Source organism: Streptomyces sp. NPDC038280 (assembly GCF_055600045.1).
In genome coordinates this window covers 584,642-600,395 of the sequence record NZ_JBVJYZ010000001.1, presented here as the reverse complement: position 1 = coordinate 600,395, position 15,754 = coordinate 584,642, and the positions used below count along the sequence as shown (strand labels likewise).

Annotated in this window: 15 protein-coding genes; 14 read left to right on the top strand and 1 reads right to left on the bottom strand. The window is 72.1% G+C overall.

The window, feature by feature from the left end:
• Positions 1-3: 3 nt before the first annotated feature.
• The 14 genes from ACZ7J0_RS02605 to ACZ7J0_RS02540 all read left to right on the top strand — a co-directional run bounded on the left by ACZ7J0_RS02605 (position 4) and on the right by ACZ7J0_RS02540 (position 14,329).
• Positions 4-432 (top strand): winged helix-turn-helix transcriptional regulator, encoded by a 429-nt coding sequence (locus ACZ7J0_RS02605; protein WP_470883257.1) that lies wholly within the window; start codon positions 4-6, stop codon positions 430-432.
• Between the two features lie 9 nt (positions 433-441).
• Positions 442-840: a PPOX class F420-dependent oxidoreductase gene (locus ACZ7J0_RS02600; protein ID WP_470883255.1), complete on the top strand. Its 399-nt coding sequence runs from the start codon at positions 442-444 to the stop codon at positions 838-840.
• Positions 841-930: 90 nt separating this feature from the next.
• Positions 931-2,343 carry a UL36 very large tegument protein gene (locus ACZ7J0_RS02595; protein ID WP_470883253.1) on the top strand — a complete coding sequence of 471 codons (1,413 nt, stop codon included), beginning with the start codon at positions 931-933 and terminating at the stop codon, positions 2,341-2,343.
• Between the two features lie 198 nt (positions 2,344-2,541).
• Entirely contained in the window at positions 2,542-3,384 is an 843-nt protein-coding gene (locus ACZ7J0_RS02590; protein WP_470883251.1) for a nitrilase-related carbon-nitrogen hydrolase, read from the top strand.
• A complete protein-coding gene (locus tag ACZ7J0_RS02585) occupies positions 3,381-4,688 on the top strand; it encodes an aspartate aminotransferase family protein (protein ID WP_470883249.1) in 1,308 nt (435 codons plus the stop codon). Before ACZ7J0_RS02590 ends, ACZ7J0_RS02585 begins: the two co-directional genes overlap by 4 nt.
• A 25-nt stretch (positions 4,689-4,713) precedes the next feature.
• Positions 4,714-6,117: a dihydropyrimidinase gene (gene hydA / locus ACZ7J0_RS02580; protein ID WP_470883248.1), complete on the top strand. Its 1,404-nt coding sequence runs from the start codon at positions 4,714-4,716 to the stop codon at positions 6,115-6,117.
• A gap of 12 nt (positions 6,118-6,129) precedes the next feature.
• Complete coding sequence (locus tag ACZ7J0_RS02575; protein WP_470883241.1) at positions 6,130-7,131, top strand: TIGR03842 family LLM class F420-dependent oxidoreductase; 1,002 nt, start codon at positions 6,130-6,132, stop codon at positions 7,129-7,131.
• 126 nt (positions 7,132-7,257) lie between these two features.
• A complete protein-coding gene (locus ACZ7J0_RS02570) occupies positions 7,258-8,793 on the top strand; it encodes an NCS1 family nucleobase:cation symporter-1 (RefSeq protein ID WP_470883240.1) in 1,536 nt (511 codons plus the stop codon).
• 42 nt (positions 8,794-8,835) lie between these two features.
• Entirely contained in the window at positions 8,836-10,233 is a 1,398-nt protein-coding gene (locus ACZ7J0_RS02565) for an amidase (RefSeq protein WP_470883239.1), read from the top strand.
• A 130-nt stretch (positions 10,234-10,363) separates the two neighbouring features.
• Positions 10,364-11,026, top strand: a complete 663-nt coding sequence (locus tag ACZ7J0_RS02560) for a M15 family metallopeptidase (protein WP_470883237.1) — start codon at positions 10,364-10,366, stop codon at positions 11,024-11,026.
• Positions 11,027-11,110: 84 nt separating this feature from the next.
• Positions 11,111-11,932 (top strand): inositol monophosphatase family protein, encoded by an 822-nt coding sequence (locus ACZ7J0_RS02555; protein ID WP_470883235.1) that lies wholly within the window; start codon positions 11,111-11,113, stop codon positions 11,930-11,932.
• A gap of 65 nt (positions 11,933-11,997) precedes the next feature.
• The gene (locus ACZ7J0_RS02550) at positions 11,998-13,428 is read left to right on the top strand and encodes a phytoene desaturase family protein (protein WP_470883233.1); all 1,431 of its coding nucleotides are present in this window, start codon (positions 11,998-12,000) and stop codon (positions 13,426-13,428) included.
• The gene (locus ACZ7J0_RS02545; RefSeq protein WP_470883231.1) at positions 13,425-13,943 is read left to right on the top strand and encodes an O-acetyl-ADP-ribose deacetylase; all 519 of its coding nucleotides are present in this window, start codon (positions 13,425-13,427) and stop codon (positions 13,941-13,943) included. The genes ACZ7J0_RS02550 and ACZ7J0_RS02545 overlap by 4 nt, the downstream gene beginning before the upstream one ends.
• Before the next feature lie 182 nt (positions 13,944-14,125).
• Positions 14,126-14,329, top strand: a complete 204-nt coding sequence (locus ACZ7J0_RS02540; protein WP_470883229.1) for a cold-shock protein — start codon at positions 14,126-14,128, stop codon at positions 14,327-14,329.
• Positions 14,330-14,486: 157 nt separating this feature from the next.
• Here the strand turns inward: ACZ7J0_RS02540 and ACZ7J0_RS02535 are convergent, their stop codons facing one another.
• The gene (locus tag ACZ7J0_RS02535) at positions 14,487-15,635 is read right to left on the bottom strand and encodes a baeRF2 domain-containing protein (protein WP_470883227.1); all 1,149 of its coding nucleotides are present in this window, start codon (positions 15,633-15,635) and stop codon (positions 14,487-14,489) included.
• Positions 15,636-15,754: the final 119 nt, after the last annotated feature.

Here is a 15,754-nt window from a genome sequence, read left to right as displayed (position 1 = left end):
CGGATGAGCGAGCACGTGGATGACCCCCGATCGGAGCCCCTGGACGCGGGCATGTTCGACGACCCCGACTGCGGAGACCGGGCGCAGCCGTTCCGGGTCGGCGACAAGTGGACCGGGATGGTCCTGCGTGTTCTGGAGAGCGGCCCGCGCCGCTTCACCGAACTGCGTGTGCCGTTGCACTGGATCACCCCCAAGGTCCTCACCGAGACGCTCCGCTCGATGGAGCGCAACGGCTTCCTGACCCGGACCGTCCACGACGAGAACCCGCCCCGCGTCGAATACGCCCTGACCGCGCTCGGCCGCTCGCTTCTCGGCCCGTTGGACACCGCCTGCGACTGGGCCCGCGCGCACGTCCCGGAGATCGTCGATGCCAGGCAGGCGTACGGGGAGTCCGGGGGCCCGCGGACCTACGGCGCCGCGGGGGCTGCGTAGTCTCGCGGCATGATTCCCGAGGAGCTGCGGCGCGGCCGCTATGTCAGTCTCACGACCTTCCGCAAGGACGGAACGCCCGTCGCCACGCCCGTGTGGTTCGCGGTGGACGGAGGCGACGGTGGTGGGGGCGGCCGGCTGATCGTGTGGACCCGGTCCGACTCCTGGAAGGTCAAGCGGCTGCGCAACGACCCGCGCGTCGTCGTCACCCCCTGCGACGTGCGCGGCCGCACGGCCGAGGGCGCGCCGAGCGCCGAGGGCACCGCGCGGCTGATGGAGGGATCCGAGATGAGGGCCGTACGGCGGCTGCTCGCCCGCAAGTACACCTGGCAGTTCTGGCTCGTCGACGTGCCGGCGGCGATCGCCCGGCGGGGCGCCCGGCCGCACACCGGGATCGCCGTGAAGTTCTGAGACGAAAACTCCCTGTAGCCGTGGCGTAACACGCCTGGGGTCGAATGCCTGCGGACCGGAAGACTCCCGTCGAGCGGGGCAGGGGCAGGGATGACGGAGAAGCAACTCCCGTCGGAGATGGACGCGTTCGCGCGCTGTCTGCGAGAACTCGCGAGCCTGCTGGACCCGGGAGGCGGCTGGTACGGAGTCTTCGGGGCCCGCGATCCGCACGGGCTGCGGGCCTGCTTCGAGGGGGCCGAGGTCCTTCCGTGGGACGTCGTCGAGGCCCTTCTCCACGACCTCGCGGAGGCAGGGGGACCGGAGTCGGCGGAGGCCTGGGAGGCGCGGGCGCGGTCCCTCCACGCGGCGGCGGCAACCGTCCACGACCGCCGTCCCGGCGGCCACGAGGCGCTGTGGGCGCGGCTCGACCTGATGGAACGCGAGCGCGCTCGGGCGGCGGGTCGCGCCGAGGAACTGACCGCCCTCCTGGCCGCCGCCCCGGCTTCCGCGAACGTGGACCGGCTGACCCAGGACCTGGCCTGGGCCCACGACGACGTGGCCCGCGCGGCGGCCCGTGCGACGGAACTCCGGGCCCGTCTGGCAGCCCTGTCGGCGCCCCCGGAAGCGGGGACCGCCGAACTCGTGACGGGCGCCAACACCGCGCCCGGCCGCCACCCCCACGCCCCCGAACCTCCGGCACGCGAGTCTCACGCCCGCGAACCCCGAGCCCGAGAACCCCACGCCCCCCAGCCCCACGCCCCCGAGCCCCATGCCCACGAACCCCGAGCCCACCGCCGGCGTCCCGGGTCCAAGCGGCGGCCCCGGGGAGCCCGGTACGCATGGCTGGAGGAAACGGACGATCAGGGGGCGGTGCCCGTGCCCCAGCAGGCGCCCGGGTTGCCGGTGGCAGGGGCGGCGCCGAAGGGGGCGCGATTCGGGGGCGGCGCGCAGGTGGCGCCCCCGCAGGTACCCCCTCCCGCCCCCGACCCCGTCACCGCCCGTCGCGCCGCGGCGGCGATCGTCGGCACGCTCGTACAGCTGCGGGCCGAGGGGCGCGGCGGGGAGGCGCACGCGGTGCTCTGCGAGGCCGCCGCAGGGGACCCCCTGTCCCTGCCGCCGCTCGCGCACGAGCTGCACCGCGCCGGGCTCGGCGCGGACTGGGGCACCCTCCTGTGGGAGGCGGCCTCGCTGCCGCCCGAGCGGCTCGCCGCCGTCGCCGGGGTGCTCGCCGACGCCGGACGGGTCGACGACGCCGGGCAGTTGCTGCGCCAGGGCATCGCCCGCACCGCCGAGGAGATCGCCGGAGCCGTGCTCGCCCTGGCCGAGGGGGGCCGCGCGCGTGAGGCCCGCGGTCTGCTGTCGGCCTTCGTGCGGACGCGCACGCCCGAGGACAGCGCCCGGCTCGCCGCCGCCGACCCCCACCGGCTCGTCCCGCAACTGCTCGACGCCGCACGTGAGGTGTCCCCGCCGCGCGAGCGGGACCTCGTCCACGCGCTGCGCGTCGCGGGACTCCTCTCCGCCTGAGGCTACGCAGGGGTCCGGGGAGGCTACCGAGGGTGCCCTTATGTGTCCGATGTGGACCACTCGGGTATGAAACATGATCGACTCCGCTGGTTCACGGCGGCGGTCTTGCTCCGCGTTGTGACGGGGCTTACGTTCTCCTCCTACGCACCGCGTCTACGTGCGTAGAGGCTCTCTGACGCCGTGCCGAAGGAGCAGCTCATGGCCACTGTCGTACGCGCCGCCCTCGTCCAGGCGACCTGGACCGGCGACACCGAATCCATGATCGCCAAGCATGAGGAGCACGCCCGCGAGGCGGCCCGCCAGGGCGCCAAGGTCATCGGTTTCCAAGAGGTGTTCAACGCGCCGTACTTCTGCCAGGTGCAGGAGCCGGAGCACTACCGCTGGGCGGAGCCCGTACCCGACGGCCCGACCGTCAGCCGCATGCGGGAGCTCGCCCGCGAGACCGGCATGGTGATCGTCGTCCCCGTCTTCGAGGTCGAGGACGCGGGCTTCTACTACAACACCGCGGCCGTGATCGACGCCGACGGCACCTACCTCGGGAAGTACCGCAAGCACCACATCCCCCAGGTGAGGGGCTTCTGGGAAAAGTACTACTTCAGGCCGGGCAACGCGGGCTGGCCCGTCTTCGACACCGCCGTCGGCAAGGTGGGCGTCTACATCTGCTACGACCGCCACTTCCCGGAGGGGTGGCGCCAACTCGGTCTCAATGGGGCACAGTTGGTCTACAACCCGTCCGCGACCTCCCGTGGTCTCTCCGGCTACCTCTGGCAGTTGGAGCAGCCGGCCGCCGCCGTCGCCAACGAGTACTTCGTCGCCGCGATCAACCGCGTCGGCCAGGAGGAGTACGGCGACAACGACTTCTACGGCACCAGCTACTTCGTCGACCCGCGCGGCCAGTTCGTCGGCGATGTCGCCTCCGACAAGGAGGAGGAACTCCTCGTCCGCGACCTCGACTTCGACCTCATCGAGGACGTGCGCCGGCAGTGGGCCTTCTACCGGGACCGCCGCCCCGACGCCTACGACGGGCTGGTGCAGCCGTGACACCTCTGCCCCCGCCCGACGCCCACCCGGCCCTCTACGACCGCCACCGCGCCGTGCTCCCCGACTGGGTCGCCCTGTACTACAAGCAGCCCATCGAGATCACCCACGGCGAGGGCCGCCACGTCTGGGACGCCGAGGGCAACAAGTACCTGGACTTCTTCGGCGGCATCCTCACCACGATGACCGCCCACGCCCTGCCCGAGGTCACCAAGGCGGTGAGCGACCAGGCCGGGCGGATCATTCACTCCTCCACGCTCTACCTCAACCGCCCGATGGTCGAACTCGCCGAGCGCGTCGCGACCCTCTCCGGCATCCCGGACGCCCGCGTCTTCTTCACCACCTCGGGCACCGAGGCCAACGACACCGCGCTTCTCCTCGCGACCGCGTACCGCCGCTCCAACCAGATCCTGGCGATGCGCAACAGCTACCACGGCCGTTCCTTCAGCGCGGTCGGCATCACCGGCAACCGCGCCTGGTCCCCGACGGGCCTCTCTCCGCTCCAGACGCTGTACGTCCACGGCGGTGTCCGCACCCGCGGCCCCTACGCGCATCTCTCGGATGCCCGGTTCATCGACGCGTGCGTCGCGGACCTGGAGGACCTGCTCGGCCACACCCGTGACATCGCCGCGCTGATCGCCGAGCCCATCCAGGGCGTCGGCGGCTTCACCTCCCCGCCCGACGGTCTCTACGCGGCCTTCCGTGAGGTGCTCCACCGCCACGGCATCCTGTGGATCGCCGACGAGGTGCAGACGGGCTGGGGCCGCACCGGCGATCACTTCTGGGGCTGGCAGGCGCACGGCGCGAGCGGCCCGCCGGACATCCTCACCTTCGCCAAGGGCATCGGCAACGGCATGTCCGTCGGCGGGGTCGTCGCCCGCGCCGAGCTCATGAACTGTCTCGACGCCAACTCCATCTCCACCTTCGGCGGCTCCCCGGTCACCATGGCCGCCGGCCTCGCCAACCTCTCCTACCTCCTCGAGCACGACCTCCAGGGCAACGCCCGCCGCGTCGGCGGTCTGCTCATCGAGCGGCTGCGCGCCATCGGCGCGGGCGTCGAGTGCGTACGGGAAGTGCGTGGCCGCGGTCTGATGATCGGCATGGAGCTGGTGAAGCCCGGTACCGACGAGCCCCACCCCGAGGCCGCCGCGGCGGTCCTGGAGGCGTCCCGCGAAGGCGGCCTGCTGATCGGCAAGGGAGGCGGCCACAGCACCACCGCCCTGCGGATCGCCCCGCCCCTCTCGCTCACCGTCGCCGAGGCCGAGGAGGGCGCCGCGATCCTCGAACGAGCCCTGTGGACCGTCTAGTTCACCTCAATCGAGGGGGAGACCCGTGAGTACCCGCACCCTGATCCGCGGCGGTCTGGTCATCACCGCCGCGGACGAACTCCACGCCGACGTCCTCATCGAGGATGGCCGGATCGCCGCCCTCGCCGCGCACGGGTCCGACGCCGCCGCCTCCTGGACCGCGGACCGGACCATCGACGCCACCGACAAGTACGTCATCCCGGGCGGCGTCGACGCACACACCCATATGGAACTGCCCTTCGGCGGGACCTTCGCCTCCGACACCTTCGAGACCGGGACCCGCGCCGCCGCGTGGGGCGGCACCACCACCATCGTCGACTTCGCCGTGCAGAGCGTCGGCCACTCCGTGCGCGAAGGGCTCGACGCCTGGTACGCCAAGGCCGACGGCGTCTGCGCCATCGACTACGGCTTCCACATGATCCTCTCCGACGTCAACGAGTCCTCGCTCAAGGAGATGGACCTGCTCGTCCAGGAGGGCATCACCTCCTTCAAGCTCTTCATGGCCTACCCCGGCGTCTTCTACAGCGACGACGGACAGATCCTGCGCGCCATGCAGCGCTCCTCCGCCAACGGCGGGCTGATCATGATGCACGCCGAGAACGGCATCGCCATCGACGTCCTCGTGGAACAGGCCCTGGCCCGCGGCGAGACCGACCCCCGCTTCCACGGGGAAGTCCGCAAGGCCCTCCTGGAGGCGGAGGCGACCCACCGCGCGATCCAGCTCGCCCGGGTCGCCGGGGCGCCCCTCTACGTCGTGCACGTGTCGGCGGAGGAAGCCGTCGCCGAGCTCGCCGCGGCCCGCGACAAGGGCCTTCCCGTCTTCGGCGAGACCTGCCCCCAGTACCTCTTCCTCTCCACCGACAACCTCGCCGAGCCCGACTTCGAAGGCGCCAAGTACGTCTGCTCGACACCGCTGCGGCCCAGGGAGCACCAGGCGGCGCTCTGGCGCGGGCTGCGCACCAACGACCTCCAGGTCGTCTCCACCGACCACTGTCCCTTCTGCTTCACGGGTCAGAAGGAGCTCGGCCGCGGTGACTTCTCGAAGATCCCCAACGGTCTGCCGGGCGTCGAGAACCGGATGGACCTGCTCCACCAGGCCGTCGTCGACGGCCACATCGGCCGCCGCCGCTGGATCGAGATCGCCTGCGCCACCCCGGCCCGGATGTTCGGCCTCTACCCGAAGAAGGGCACCATCGCGCCCGGCGCCGACGCCGACGTCGTCATCTACGACCCCCATGTCCAGCAGACCCTCTCGGTCACCACCCACCACATGAACGTCGACTACTCGGCGTACGAGGGCAAGACCGTCACCGGCCAGGTGGAGACGGTCCTCTCGCGCGGCGAACCCGTCATCGACCGGAGGCAGTTCACCGGACGCGCCGGCCATGGCTGCTTCACCCCCCGTGCCACCTGCCAGTATCTGAACTAGGAGGTCCCCGACGTGGACTTCGGACTCGTCCTGCAGACCGACCCGCCGGCCTCGGAGGTCGTCGGTCTGATGCGGCGCGCGGAACGCAACGGCTTCCGCTACGGCTGGACCTTCGACTCGGCCGTGCTCTGGCAGGAACCCTTCGTCATCTACAGCAGGATCCTGGAACACACGACGAAGATGACCATCGGCCCGATGGTCACCAACCCGGGCACCAGGACCTGGGAGGTCACCGCCTCCACCTTCGCCACCCTCAACGACATGTACGGCAACCGGACCGTGTGCGGGATCGGCCGGGGCGACTCCGCGATGCGCGTCGCCGGCCGCAAGCCCAACACCCTGGCCCGGCTCGGCGAGGCGATCGGCGTGATCCGCGACCTCGCCGAGGGCCGTGAGGCCGTCGTCGACGGGCAGCCCCTGCGGCTGCCCTGGGTACGCGACGGGAAGCTCCCGGTGTGGATGGCGGCCTACGGGCCCAAGGCGCTGGCGCTGGCCGGACAGAAGGCCGACGGGTTCATCCTCCAGCTCGCCGACCCCTTCCTGACGGAGTGGATGGTCAAGGCGGTACGGTCCGCGGCGGCCGACGCCGGGCGGGACCCCGACGCGGTCACCATCTGCGTCGCCGCGCCCGCGTACGTCGGTGACGACCTCGCGCACGCCCGCGAACAGTGCCGGTGGTTCGGCGGAATGGTGGGCAATCACGTCGCGGACCTCGTCTCCCGGTACGGCGAGCACTCCGGGCTCGTGCCCGAGGCCCTCACCGCGTACATCAAGGCCCGCGAGGGGTACGACTACAGCCACCACGGCCGCGCGGACAACCCGTCCACGCACTTCGTGCCCGACGAGATCGTCGACCGGTTCTGTCTGCTGGGCCCGCCCGCCGCGCACATCGAGCGGCTGAAGGCGCTGCGGGAGCTGGGTGTCGACCAGTTCGCGGTGTACGCCATGCACGACGCGCGGGAGGCCGTGATCGACGCGTACGGCGACGAGATCATCCCCGCCGTCAACCGCTGAACCCCGGCCCCGGCGAGGCCACCGCCCCCACCCCGACCGTCCCGGCCCCATCAGCAACGCACCCCCCACGCCGAACCCCCTGCCCGCACGGCCTCGTTCCGTCCCCGAACGAAGGGTTCCGCCGCCATGAACACAACCGTCCCACCGGGCCCCTCCCAGGTGTCCGACCCGCGGGGCCGCGTCGAGCTCGTCCCCGGCGCTGCGCCGGCCGACAGCCGCTTCGTCAACGACGACCTGCTGCCCGTGCCGGTGGCCCGCCGCCGCTGGACCACGTACAACTTCGCCGCACTCTGGGTCGGCATGGCCCACAACATCCCGTCCTGGCTGCTCGCCTCGGGGCTCGTCGCCCTCGGCATGGACTGGAAACAAGCGGTGTTCACCATCGGTCTGGCCAATGTCGTCGTCCTGGTGCCGATGCTGTTGACCGGCCACGCGGGACCCAAGTACGGCATTCCGTTCCCCGTCCTGGCCCGGGCGTCGTTCGGGCTGCGCGGCGCCAATCTGCCGGCGCTGATCCGGGCCGGTGTGGCCTGCGCCTGGTTCGGCATCCAGACCTGGATCGGCGGGCAGGGCATCTTCGTGCTGCTGGGCAAGATCTTCGGCGGCTGGGCGGAGGTCTCGCGGATCGGCGGTCAGCCGTGGACCCTCTGGGTGTGCTTCGTGATCTTCTGGGCGCTCGAACTGGCCATCATCTACCGGGGGATGGAGGCGCTGCGGCGCTTCGAGAACTGGGCCGCGCCCTTCGTCATCGTCGGCGCGCTGGCCCTGCTGGTGTGGATCGCGGTCAAGGCGGGCGGTCCCGGGCCGCTGCTCGACCAGCCGTCGAAGCTGGGCTGGGGCGCCGACTTCTGGCCGGTCTTCTTCCCGTCGTTGATGGGAATGATCGCCTTCTGGTCGACTCTCTCCCTCAACATCCCCGACTTCACCCGCTTCGGGGCCGGGCAGCGGGCCCAGATCTGGGGGCAGACCCTCGGGCTGCCCACCACGATGACGCTCTTCGCCCTGCTCTCGGTCTTCGTGACCTCGGGCTCGCAGGCGGTGTACGGGGCGGCGGTCTGGGACCCGGTCCAGCTGGCCGCCAAGACCGACAACGTCTTCGGGCTGCTGTTCGCGCTGGTGACCGTGCTCGTCGCCACCATCTCGGTGAACATCGCGGCGAACGTCGTCTCTCCCGCGTACGACCTCGCCAACCTCGCGCCCAAGATCGTCAACTTCCGCAGGGGTGCGCTCATCACGGGTGTCGTGGGGGTACTGATCATGCCCTGGAAGCTGACGCAGACGCCCGAGCTGTACATCTTCACCTGGCTCGGGCTGGTCGGCGGACTCCTCGGCACGGTCGCCGGCATTCTCATCGCCGACTACTGGATCGTCCGCCGGACCGCCCTCGACCTGCGGGACCTCTACCGGGCCGGGGGCCGCTACTGGTACGTGGGCGGCTGGAACCCGCGCGCGGTCGCCGCCTTCGCGGTGGGCGGTGTCCTCGCCATCGGGGGCTCGCACTCGGCGCCGGGCAAGGGACCCTTCCCCGCCGACGGGCTCGTTCCGTTCCTGAAACCGCTCGCCGACTACGGCTGGGCCGTGGGACTCGCGGCGTCACTGGTGCTGTACGTGGCGCTGACGGCCCTCGGTCGATCGGCTGACAGCGAGGTTACGCGCGAGTAATGTCCCTGTCGTTCGTGGCGACGACAGGGAGGCGGGGCGGCCGTGGCCGACGACGAGTTCATGGGACTGGCCGAGCAGGCAAGGAAGTTGGCGGACGGGGAGGCCTCGTCCGCCGCCCTCGTCGCCGCGTCGCTCGACCGGATCGAGGCGACTCGGACCACCCTCAACGCCTTCCGGCTCGTACGCGCCGAAGAGGCCCTGCGGGAGGCCGCGGCGGCCGACCGCAGGCTGGCGGCCGGGGAGAGGCTGCCGCTGCTCGGCGTGCCCGTCGCCGTCAAGGACGACACCGATGTGGCCGGTCTGCCCACCGCCTTCGGCTGCGCCGGAGACCTTCCACCGGCCGTCGCCGACGGCGAAGTGGTCCGCCGGCTGCGCGCCGCGGGAGCGGTCGTCGTCGGCAAGACCAACTCGTGCGAGCTCGGCCAGTGGCCCTTCACCGAGGGCCCCGCCTTCGGCGCCACCCGCAACCCCTGGTCGACCGAACACACCCCCGGAGGGTCCTCGGGCGGTTCGGCCGCCGCCGTCGCGGCCGGGCTCGTGCCCGCCGCGCTCGGCTCGGACGGCGCCGGCTCCATCCGCATCCCGGCCGCCTGGACCCATCTCGTCGGCATCAAACCGCAGCGCGGCCGGGTCTCCGTCCATCCGTACACCGACTGCTTCGAAGGGCTCACCGTCAACGGGCCCCTCGCCCGTACGGTCGCCGACGCCGCCCTGCTGCTCGACGCCGTCAGCGGAACCGAGGACGCCCCGGTGCGGGCGATCGACGCGTCGGCCGCGGCGCGCCGCGAGCCGGGCAGGCTGCGGATCGCGGTCGCCCTGCGCTCGGCGTTCACCGCCACCCGCAACCCGCTCCACCCGGACATACGCCGGGCCGTCACCGGTCTCGCCGACAGCCTCGCCCGCCTGGGGCACACCGTCGAGGAGGCCCGCCCCCGCTACGGCCTGATCGGCCTCAGCTTCCTGCCGCGCGCCACCGCCGGCATCGCCGCCTACGCCGACCGCCACCCCGAGCCCTCCCTCCTCGATCCCCGCACCCGCAGCGCCACCCGCACCGGACGCCGCCTCGGTGGCCGGGTCCTGCGCGCCGCCAGGGCCCGCGAAGGGCGCCAGCACGGCAGGATCGGCGCGATCTTCGACACGTACGACGTGGTGCTCGCCCCGACGACCGCCGCGCCGCCGCCGCGCGTCGGGACCTTCGACGGCATGCCCGCCTGGCGCACGGATCTGACGATGGCCGCGGCCTGCCCGTATGCCTGGCCCTGGAACGTCCTGGGCTGGCCGGGGGTGAATGTCCCGGCGGGGTTCACGTCCGAGGGCCTTCCGGTGGGCGCGCAGCTCCTCGGGCCGTACGGCAGCGAGGAACTGCTCATCTCTCTCGCGGCTCAACTGGAGGACGAGCGTCGGTGGTTCGCGAAGACACCGGATCTTGCCGCCGTGTGATCGCCCGCGCGGGACGGGGTGGGAGCGGGACGGGGCGGGGCGGGGGTGACGCGGGGGCGGCGACCGGACGGCGGGGCGGCGTGGCTGACGGCGAGGGGCCGGGTCCGGCATCTGGATCTAGTGTGAAAAAGTGCGAAACGACCTCCGAGGTGTCGCAGCAGCTCTGGCCCTGCCCCTGACGCTGGTCCCCGCCCTCGCCCGCCCCGCGGCCGTCGAGGCCCGTGCATCCGGTCTCGCCGCCCTCGTCGGAGGGGTGTCCGCGGCGAAGCTCGGGTCGTCGTACCGCGCGGGCTGCCCCGTCCCGCCCGGGGATCTCCGACTGATCTCCATGAACCACTGGGGCTTCGACGGCGCCGTCCACCGCGGCGAGCTGATCGTCCACAAGAACGTGGTCACGCCCGTCCTCTCCGTCTTCGACAAGGCCTTCGCCGAGCACTTCCCCATCCGCCGGATGAAGGTCGTCGCGGAGTACGGCAGCAGCGACCCCGCCTCGATGGCCGCCGACAACACCTCCGGCTTCAACTGCCGTCAGGTGACCGGCGATCCGCGCCACATCTCCCAGCACGCCTATGGCGACGCCATCGACATCAACCCGCTGGAGAACCCGTACGTCGATCTGAACGGCAAGGTCCATCCCGCCGCCGGCGAGCGGAATCTGGACCGGGACCAGGACGTCATGGGCATGATCCAGCCTGGGGACGTGATCACCACGGCGTTCGCCGCGATCGACTGGCTGTGGGGCGGCCGCTGGCACGCGCCCGACTACCAGCACTTCTCCTCCAACGGCCGCTGACCGGAACACCGGGGGACGGGGACGTTACGGGACGGGGAGCCGAACGCACCCCGCGTTGTCAGCGGTCCGTGCTTAGCTGGACGCATGATCGAAGACTTCCTTGCCGGTGATCTGTCCGACGTAGAGGAGGCGGTCCGCAAGGCGGCCGCCGCCGAGATCATGCCGCGGTACCGGCAGCTCGCCGCCCACGAGATCGTCGAGAAGAACGGCCCTCACGACCTGGTGACGGTCGCCGACCGCGCCGCCGAAGAGCATCTGACCGCCTCGCTCACCGCGCTGCTCCCGGGCTCCGTGGTGGTCGGCGAGGAGGCCGTCCACGCCGATCCGGCGGTGTACGCGGCGCTGGGCGGCGACGCCCCCGTGTGGATCGTCGACCCGGTCGACGGCACCCGGCAGTTCGTCCACGGCGAGCCGGGCTTCTGCTCGCTCGTCGCGCTCGCGCAGGGCGGTGAGGTGTTCGCCTCCTGGACGTACGCGCCGGCGCTGGAGGAGATGGCGATCGCGATACGCGGCGGAGGGGCGCGGCTGAACGGCGAGCCGATACGGGCCGGGGCGCCGGCCCCCGGAGCGGTCCTGGAGGTCGCGATGTCCCATCCCGACTACACCACCCCCGACCAGAAGCGGGCGCTGCTGGGACTGAACGCCGACGGCGTCCGCGCCCGCCCCTGCGGCTCGGCGGGCCTGGAGTACCTGGGCGTGGCCCGGGGCGCGCTGGACGCGGTCACGTTCTCCTGGGAGTACGCCTGGGACCACGCGGCGGGTCTGCTCCTGGTCGAGGAGGCCGGGGGCGCGCAGAGCACGATCGCGGGCGTGCCCTTCCGTGTCACGGGCGGCAACACCCTGCCGTTCACGGCGGCGCGCGACGCGTCCACCATGAGGCGGATCCTGGAACTGCTGACGGGGTGACGGGTACCGCCTCCCGCCGGAATATCCTGGGAACCCTGGCCGTCGGCTGACAAAGGAGTCCGAAGGTGCCGTCGATGTTCGATGCCGTCGTCGTGGGGGCGGGGCCCAATGGACTCACCGCCGCCGTCGAACTGGCCCGCCGAGGGTTCTCCGTCGCCGTGTTCGAGGCGCGGGACACCGTGGGCGGCGGCGCGAGGACCGAGGAGCTGACGCTGCCCGGCTTCCGCCACGACCCCTGTTCCGCCGTCCATCCGCTCGGTGTCGGCTCGCCCGCGTTCAAGGCGCTGCCGCTCGACCGGTACGGCCTTAAGTGGCTGCACCCCGAACTGCCCATGGCGCATCCCTTCGACGACGGCACCGCCGCGGTGCTCTCCCGCTCGGTCGCCGAGACGGCGGCCTCGTTCGGGCCGCGCGACGCCGGCGCGTACCGGCGCCTCGTGGCCCCGTATCTCGGCAAGTGGGACACCCTCGCCCAGGACTTCATGTCGCTGCCGCTCACCGCGCTGCCCCGTGACCCCGTCACCCTGGCCCGGTTCGGTATCGACGGACTGCCCCCGTACGGCTGGCTGATGCGCCGGTTCCGGGACGAGAAGGCGCGGGCCCTGTTCGCGGGGCTCGTCGCGCATGTCATCGCACCACTGAACGGCCTTGCCACCGGCGCCGTGGGCCTGATGTTCGCGCTGGCGGCCCACGCCGGCGGCTGGCCCATGCCACGCGGCGGCTCGCAGTCGGTCTCCGACGCGCTCGCCGCGTACCTGAAAGATCTCGGCGGCGTCGTCCACACCGACTTCGAGGTGAAGCGCCTCGACGACCTCCCGCCCGCCCGTGCGTACGTCTTCGACACCTCCCCGACCGCCCTGGCGCGGATCGCCGGCTTCGGCGGGGCCTACGACAGGTACCGCTACGGCGCGAGCGTCTTCAAGATCGACTACGCCTTGGACGGCCCGGTGCCGTGGACCGCCGAGGAGCCCCGTCACGCCGGGACCGTGCAGATCGGCCCCACGAGCGCCGAGATCGGCGCCGCCCTGGACCAGGCGTCCAGCGGGACGCCGCCCAGGACGCCGTTCCTGATCACCGCTCAGCCCAGCCTCGTGGACCCGTCCCGCGCCCCTGCGGGCAAGCACGTGTTCTGGGCGTACGGGCATGTCCCGCACGCCTGGGACGGCGACCTCACCGAGGCCATCGAGCGGCAGATCGAGCGGTTCGCCCCCGGCTTCCGGGACCGTGTACTGGCCCGCGCCACCGCCGGCCCGCCCGAGCTGGCCGCGCGCAACGCCAACTACGTGGGCGGCGACATCGCCTGCGGCGCGGCGACCGGTATCCAGCTGATCCTGCGCCCCCGGATCTCGCTCTTCCCGTACAACACGCCCCACCCGGCGGTCTTCCTCTGCTCCTCGGCGACCCCGCCCGGCCCCGGCGTGCACGGCATGTCCGGCCACAACGCGGCGAAGGCGGTGTGGCGCCATCTGCGCGCCACCGACGGAGGCAGGCGATGACCACGCCCACGATCACCCTGGTCCGGGGCGACATCACCGACCAGCGCGTCGACGCCATCGTCAACGCCGCGAACTCCTCGCTGCTCGGTGGCGGCGGTGTCGACGGCGCTATTCACCGCCGAGGGGGCCCCGAGATCCTCGCCGACTGCCGCAGGCTCCGCGCCTCCCACTACGGGCGCGGCCTGGCGACCGGCCGCGCCGTCGCCACCACCGCGGGCCGCCTCCACGCCCAGTGGGTGATCCACACCGTCGGCCCGGTCCACAGCACCACCGAGGACCGCTCGGACCTGCTGGCGTCCTGCTATCGCGAGTCCCTGCGCGTGGCGGGCGAGCTGGGCGCCACGTCCATCGCCTTCCCGGCGATCTCGACGGGGATCTACGGCTGGCCCATGGACGACGGCGCGCGGATCGCCGTCCGTACGGTCCGTGAGGCCACGCCGCCGTCCGTCACCGACGTGCGGTTCGTGCTCTTCGACGAGAAGGCGTACGAGACGTTCGCCGACCACCTCGGCTGACCCGCCGGCCGCCGCCGGGCGAGGGTCGAATCCGGGGTCCGGGAGGGTGTCCGGAATCTTCAGGTATCACTCGTGTTGAGACACCATGGGAGTGTCTGCAGCCCCCGGACCCTGGAGGCCATGACGATCGGATCGGAAACGCACGAAGCGGGACTCGCTCCCGTCCCATGAAGGAGATCAGCATGGCTACCGGCACAGTGAAGTGGTTCAACGCGGAGAAGGGCTTCGGCTTCATCGCCCAGGACGGCGGCGGCCCGGACGTGTTCGTCCACTACTCGGCCATCGCCACCACCGGGTACCGCGAACTCAATGAGGGCCAGCAGGTCCAGTTCGATGTCGTTCAGGGCCCGAAGGGGCCGCAGGCGGAGAACGTCAGCCCCGCCTGACCGGCTCGCAGCGCCACGCCCCGCGTAGGAGGTCCACGCGGGGCGTTCGCGTCAGCGGCGCGGTGGAACGGGCCGCGCCCACGCCCGGTTCGTACGGTCCATCACAGCACCGAACCGGTTCACGCGGTCCACCGCCGTACCCCTCTCCGGCTCCGGATCACACCGTCCACCGGAGTACCGCCCCGAGGCCGCCCGCCGGGCCGTTCATGCCCGCCGGGACCATGAGGACCTCGCTGTCGGCGGCCGCGGCGGCCCGCAGCAGAGCGTCGTCCGCGCGGGCCCGCTCGGGCTTGGCGACGCCCATCGCCTGCGCCTCGCCGCGCTGCACGGCGACCTGGTCGACCCCGGGGCCGATCCACACCTCGCGACCGGCGTCGGAGGCGTTCTGGGCGAGCAGCAGCGTCGCGACCTGGTGGCTGCGTGCGGCGTCCACGACCGCGGGGACGCCCTCGGCGGCATGCCCGGGCCCGGTGTCCACCGAGGCCTCACGGTGCTCGCCGGGCCGGCCACGGCCCATCCGGAAGCGCTCAAGAGCGCCTTCGATCCGGTCGTACGTGACCCTCGCGCAGATCTGCTCGATCTGCCGGTCCAGCGCGCTGTTGGAGGAGCCCGGCGACCTGCTGCCGCTCTCCAGCTCCACGGTGGCCGTCTGGATCCGCTCGGGCAGCCGGTTGTGGACGGCCCTGCGCTCGCGTGAGTCGCCCGTCAGGACCAGCAGCTCCGCACCGCACTCGGGCCACTGCTTGATGATCTCGGCCGCGATGGCCTCGGCGGTCTCGCTCCAGCTGTTCTCGACCTTGTTGCGGTAGTGCCACTCGTACCGGTCGCCGGGCATGCTGCGGTGCCCGCGGCCACTCCGCTCCTTGCCGTCCGCCTTGCCCATGGGCTCGCGGTGGTGGGCGTCGCGCAGCTCCAGATCGGCTCCCGTGCGGTCGATGTAGGCCACCAGACACGCCGGCCCGTCGTCCTTGAGATCGGCGAGCGGCGAGACGTGCGGCAGGGTCGACCAGGTCGCCTCGACGGCGGGCGGGCTCACCGCCAGCGGCACGTCGAGCACGACCTCGGCGCCGGAGGCGAACAGCGCGCGGCCGGGGGGTGCCCCGGAGACGGGTTCGTGGGCGAGCCGCTCGATGACCGCCCTGACCGTGTACGCGTCGGCGCCGGCGTCGATGAGCTGGGACGCGACCGAGCGCTCCCGCAACTGCTGCACCTTCACCGCGTCCTCCGTCGCGCGTGAGGTGTCGATATAGACCGACGCCCAGGGGCCTGGCCGGGCGAAGAGCGGTTTCAGAAAGCCAAGTTCCATGATGAGACCCCCAGGCTCGTGGCTTGCGGATATATCCAGGTTAGGACTGATTCGGATACGCGGGGCGCCTGCCCGAGGCTGATCCCGTGAAACAACTCCACGCGCCCGTGGCGGCGGGT

Bases quoted from the DNA above. Each gene is read 5' to 3' on its own strand.
- ACZ7J0_RS02600 (WP_470883255.1), top strand. From the start codon at position 442: ATGATTCCCGAGGAGCTGCGGCGCGGCCGCTATGTCAGTCTCACGACC.
- ACZ7J0_RS02540 (WP_470883229.1), top strand. From the start codon at position 14,126: ATGGCTACCGGCACAGTGAAGTGGTTCAACGCGGAGAAGGGCTTCGGC.
- ACZ7J0_RS02555 (WP_470883235.1), top strand. From the start codon at position 11,111: ATGATCGAAGACTTCCTTGCCGGTGATCTGTCCGACGTAGAGGAGGCG.
- ACZ7J0_RS02595 (WP_470883253.1), top strand. From the start codon at position 931: ATGACGGAGAAGCAACTCCCGTCGGAGATGGACGCGTTCGCGCGCTGT.
- ACZ7J0_RS02535 (WP_470883227.1), bottom strand. From the start codon at position 15,635: ATGGAACTTGGCTTTCTGAAACCGCTCTTCGCCCGGCCAGGCCCCTGG.
- ACZ7J0_RS02545 (WP_470883231.1), top strand. From the start codon at position 13,425: ATGACCACGCCCACGATCACCCTGGTCCGGGGCGACATCACCGACCAG.
- ACZ7J0_RS02605 (WP_470883257.1), top strand. From the start codon at position 4: ATGAGCGAGCACGTGGATGACCCCCGATCGGAGCCCCTGGACGCGGGC.
- ACZ7J0_RS02570 (WP_470883240.1), top strand. From the start codon at position 7,258: ATGAACACAACCGTCCCACCGGGCCCCTCCCAGGTGTCCGACCCGCGG.
- ACZ7J0_RS02590 (WP_470883251.1), top strand. From the start codon at position 2,542: ATGGCCACTGTCGTACGCGCCGCCCTCGTCCAGGCGACCTGGACCGGC.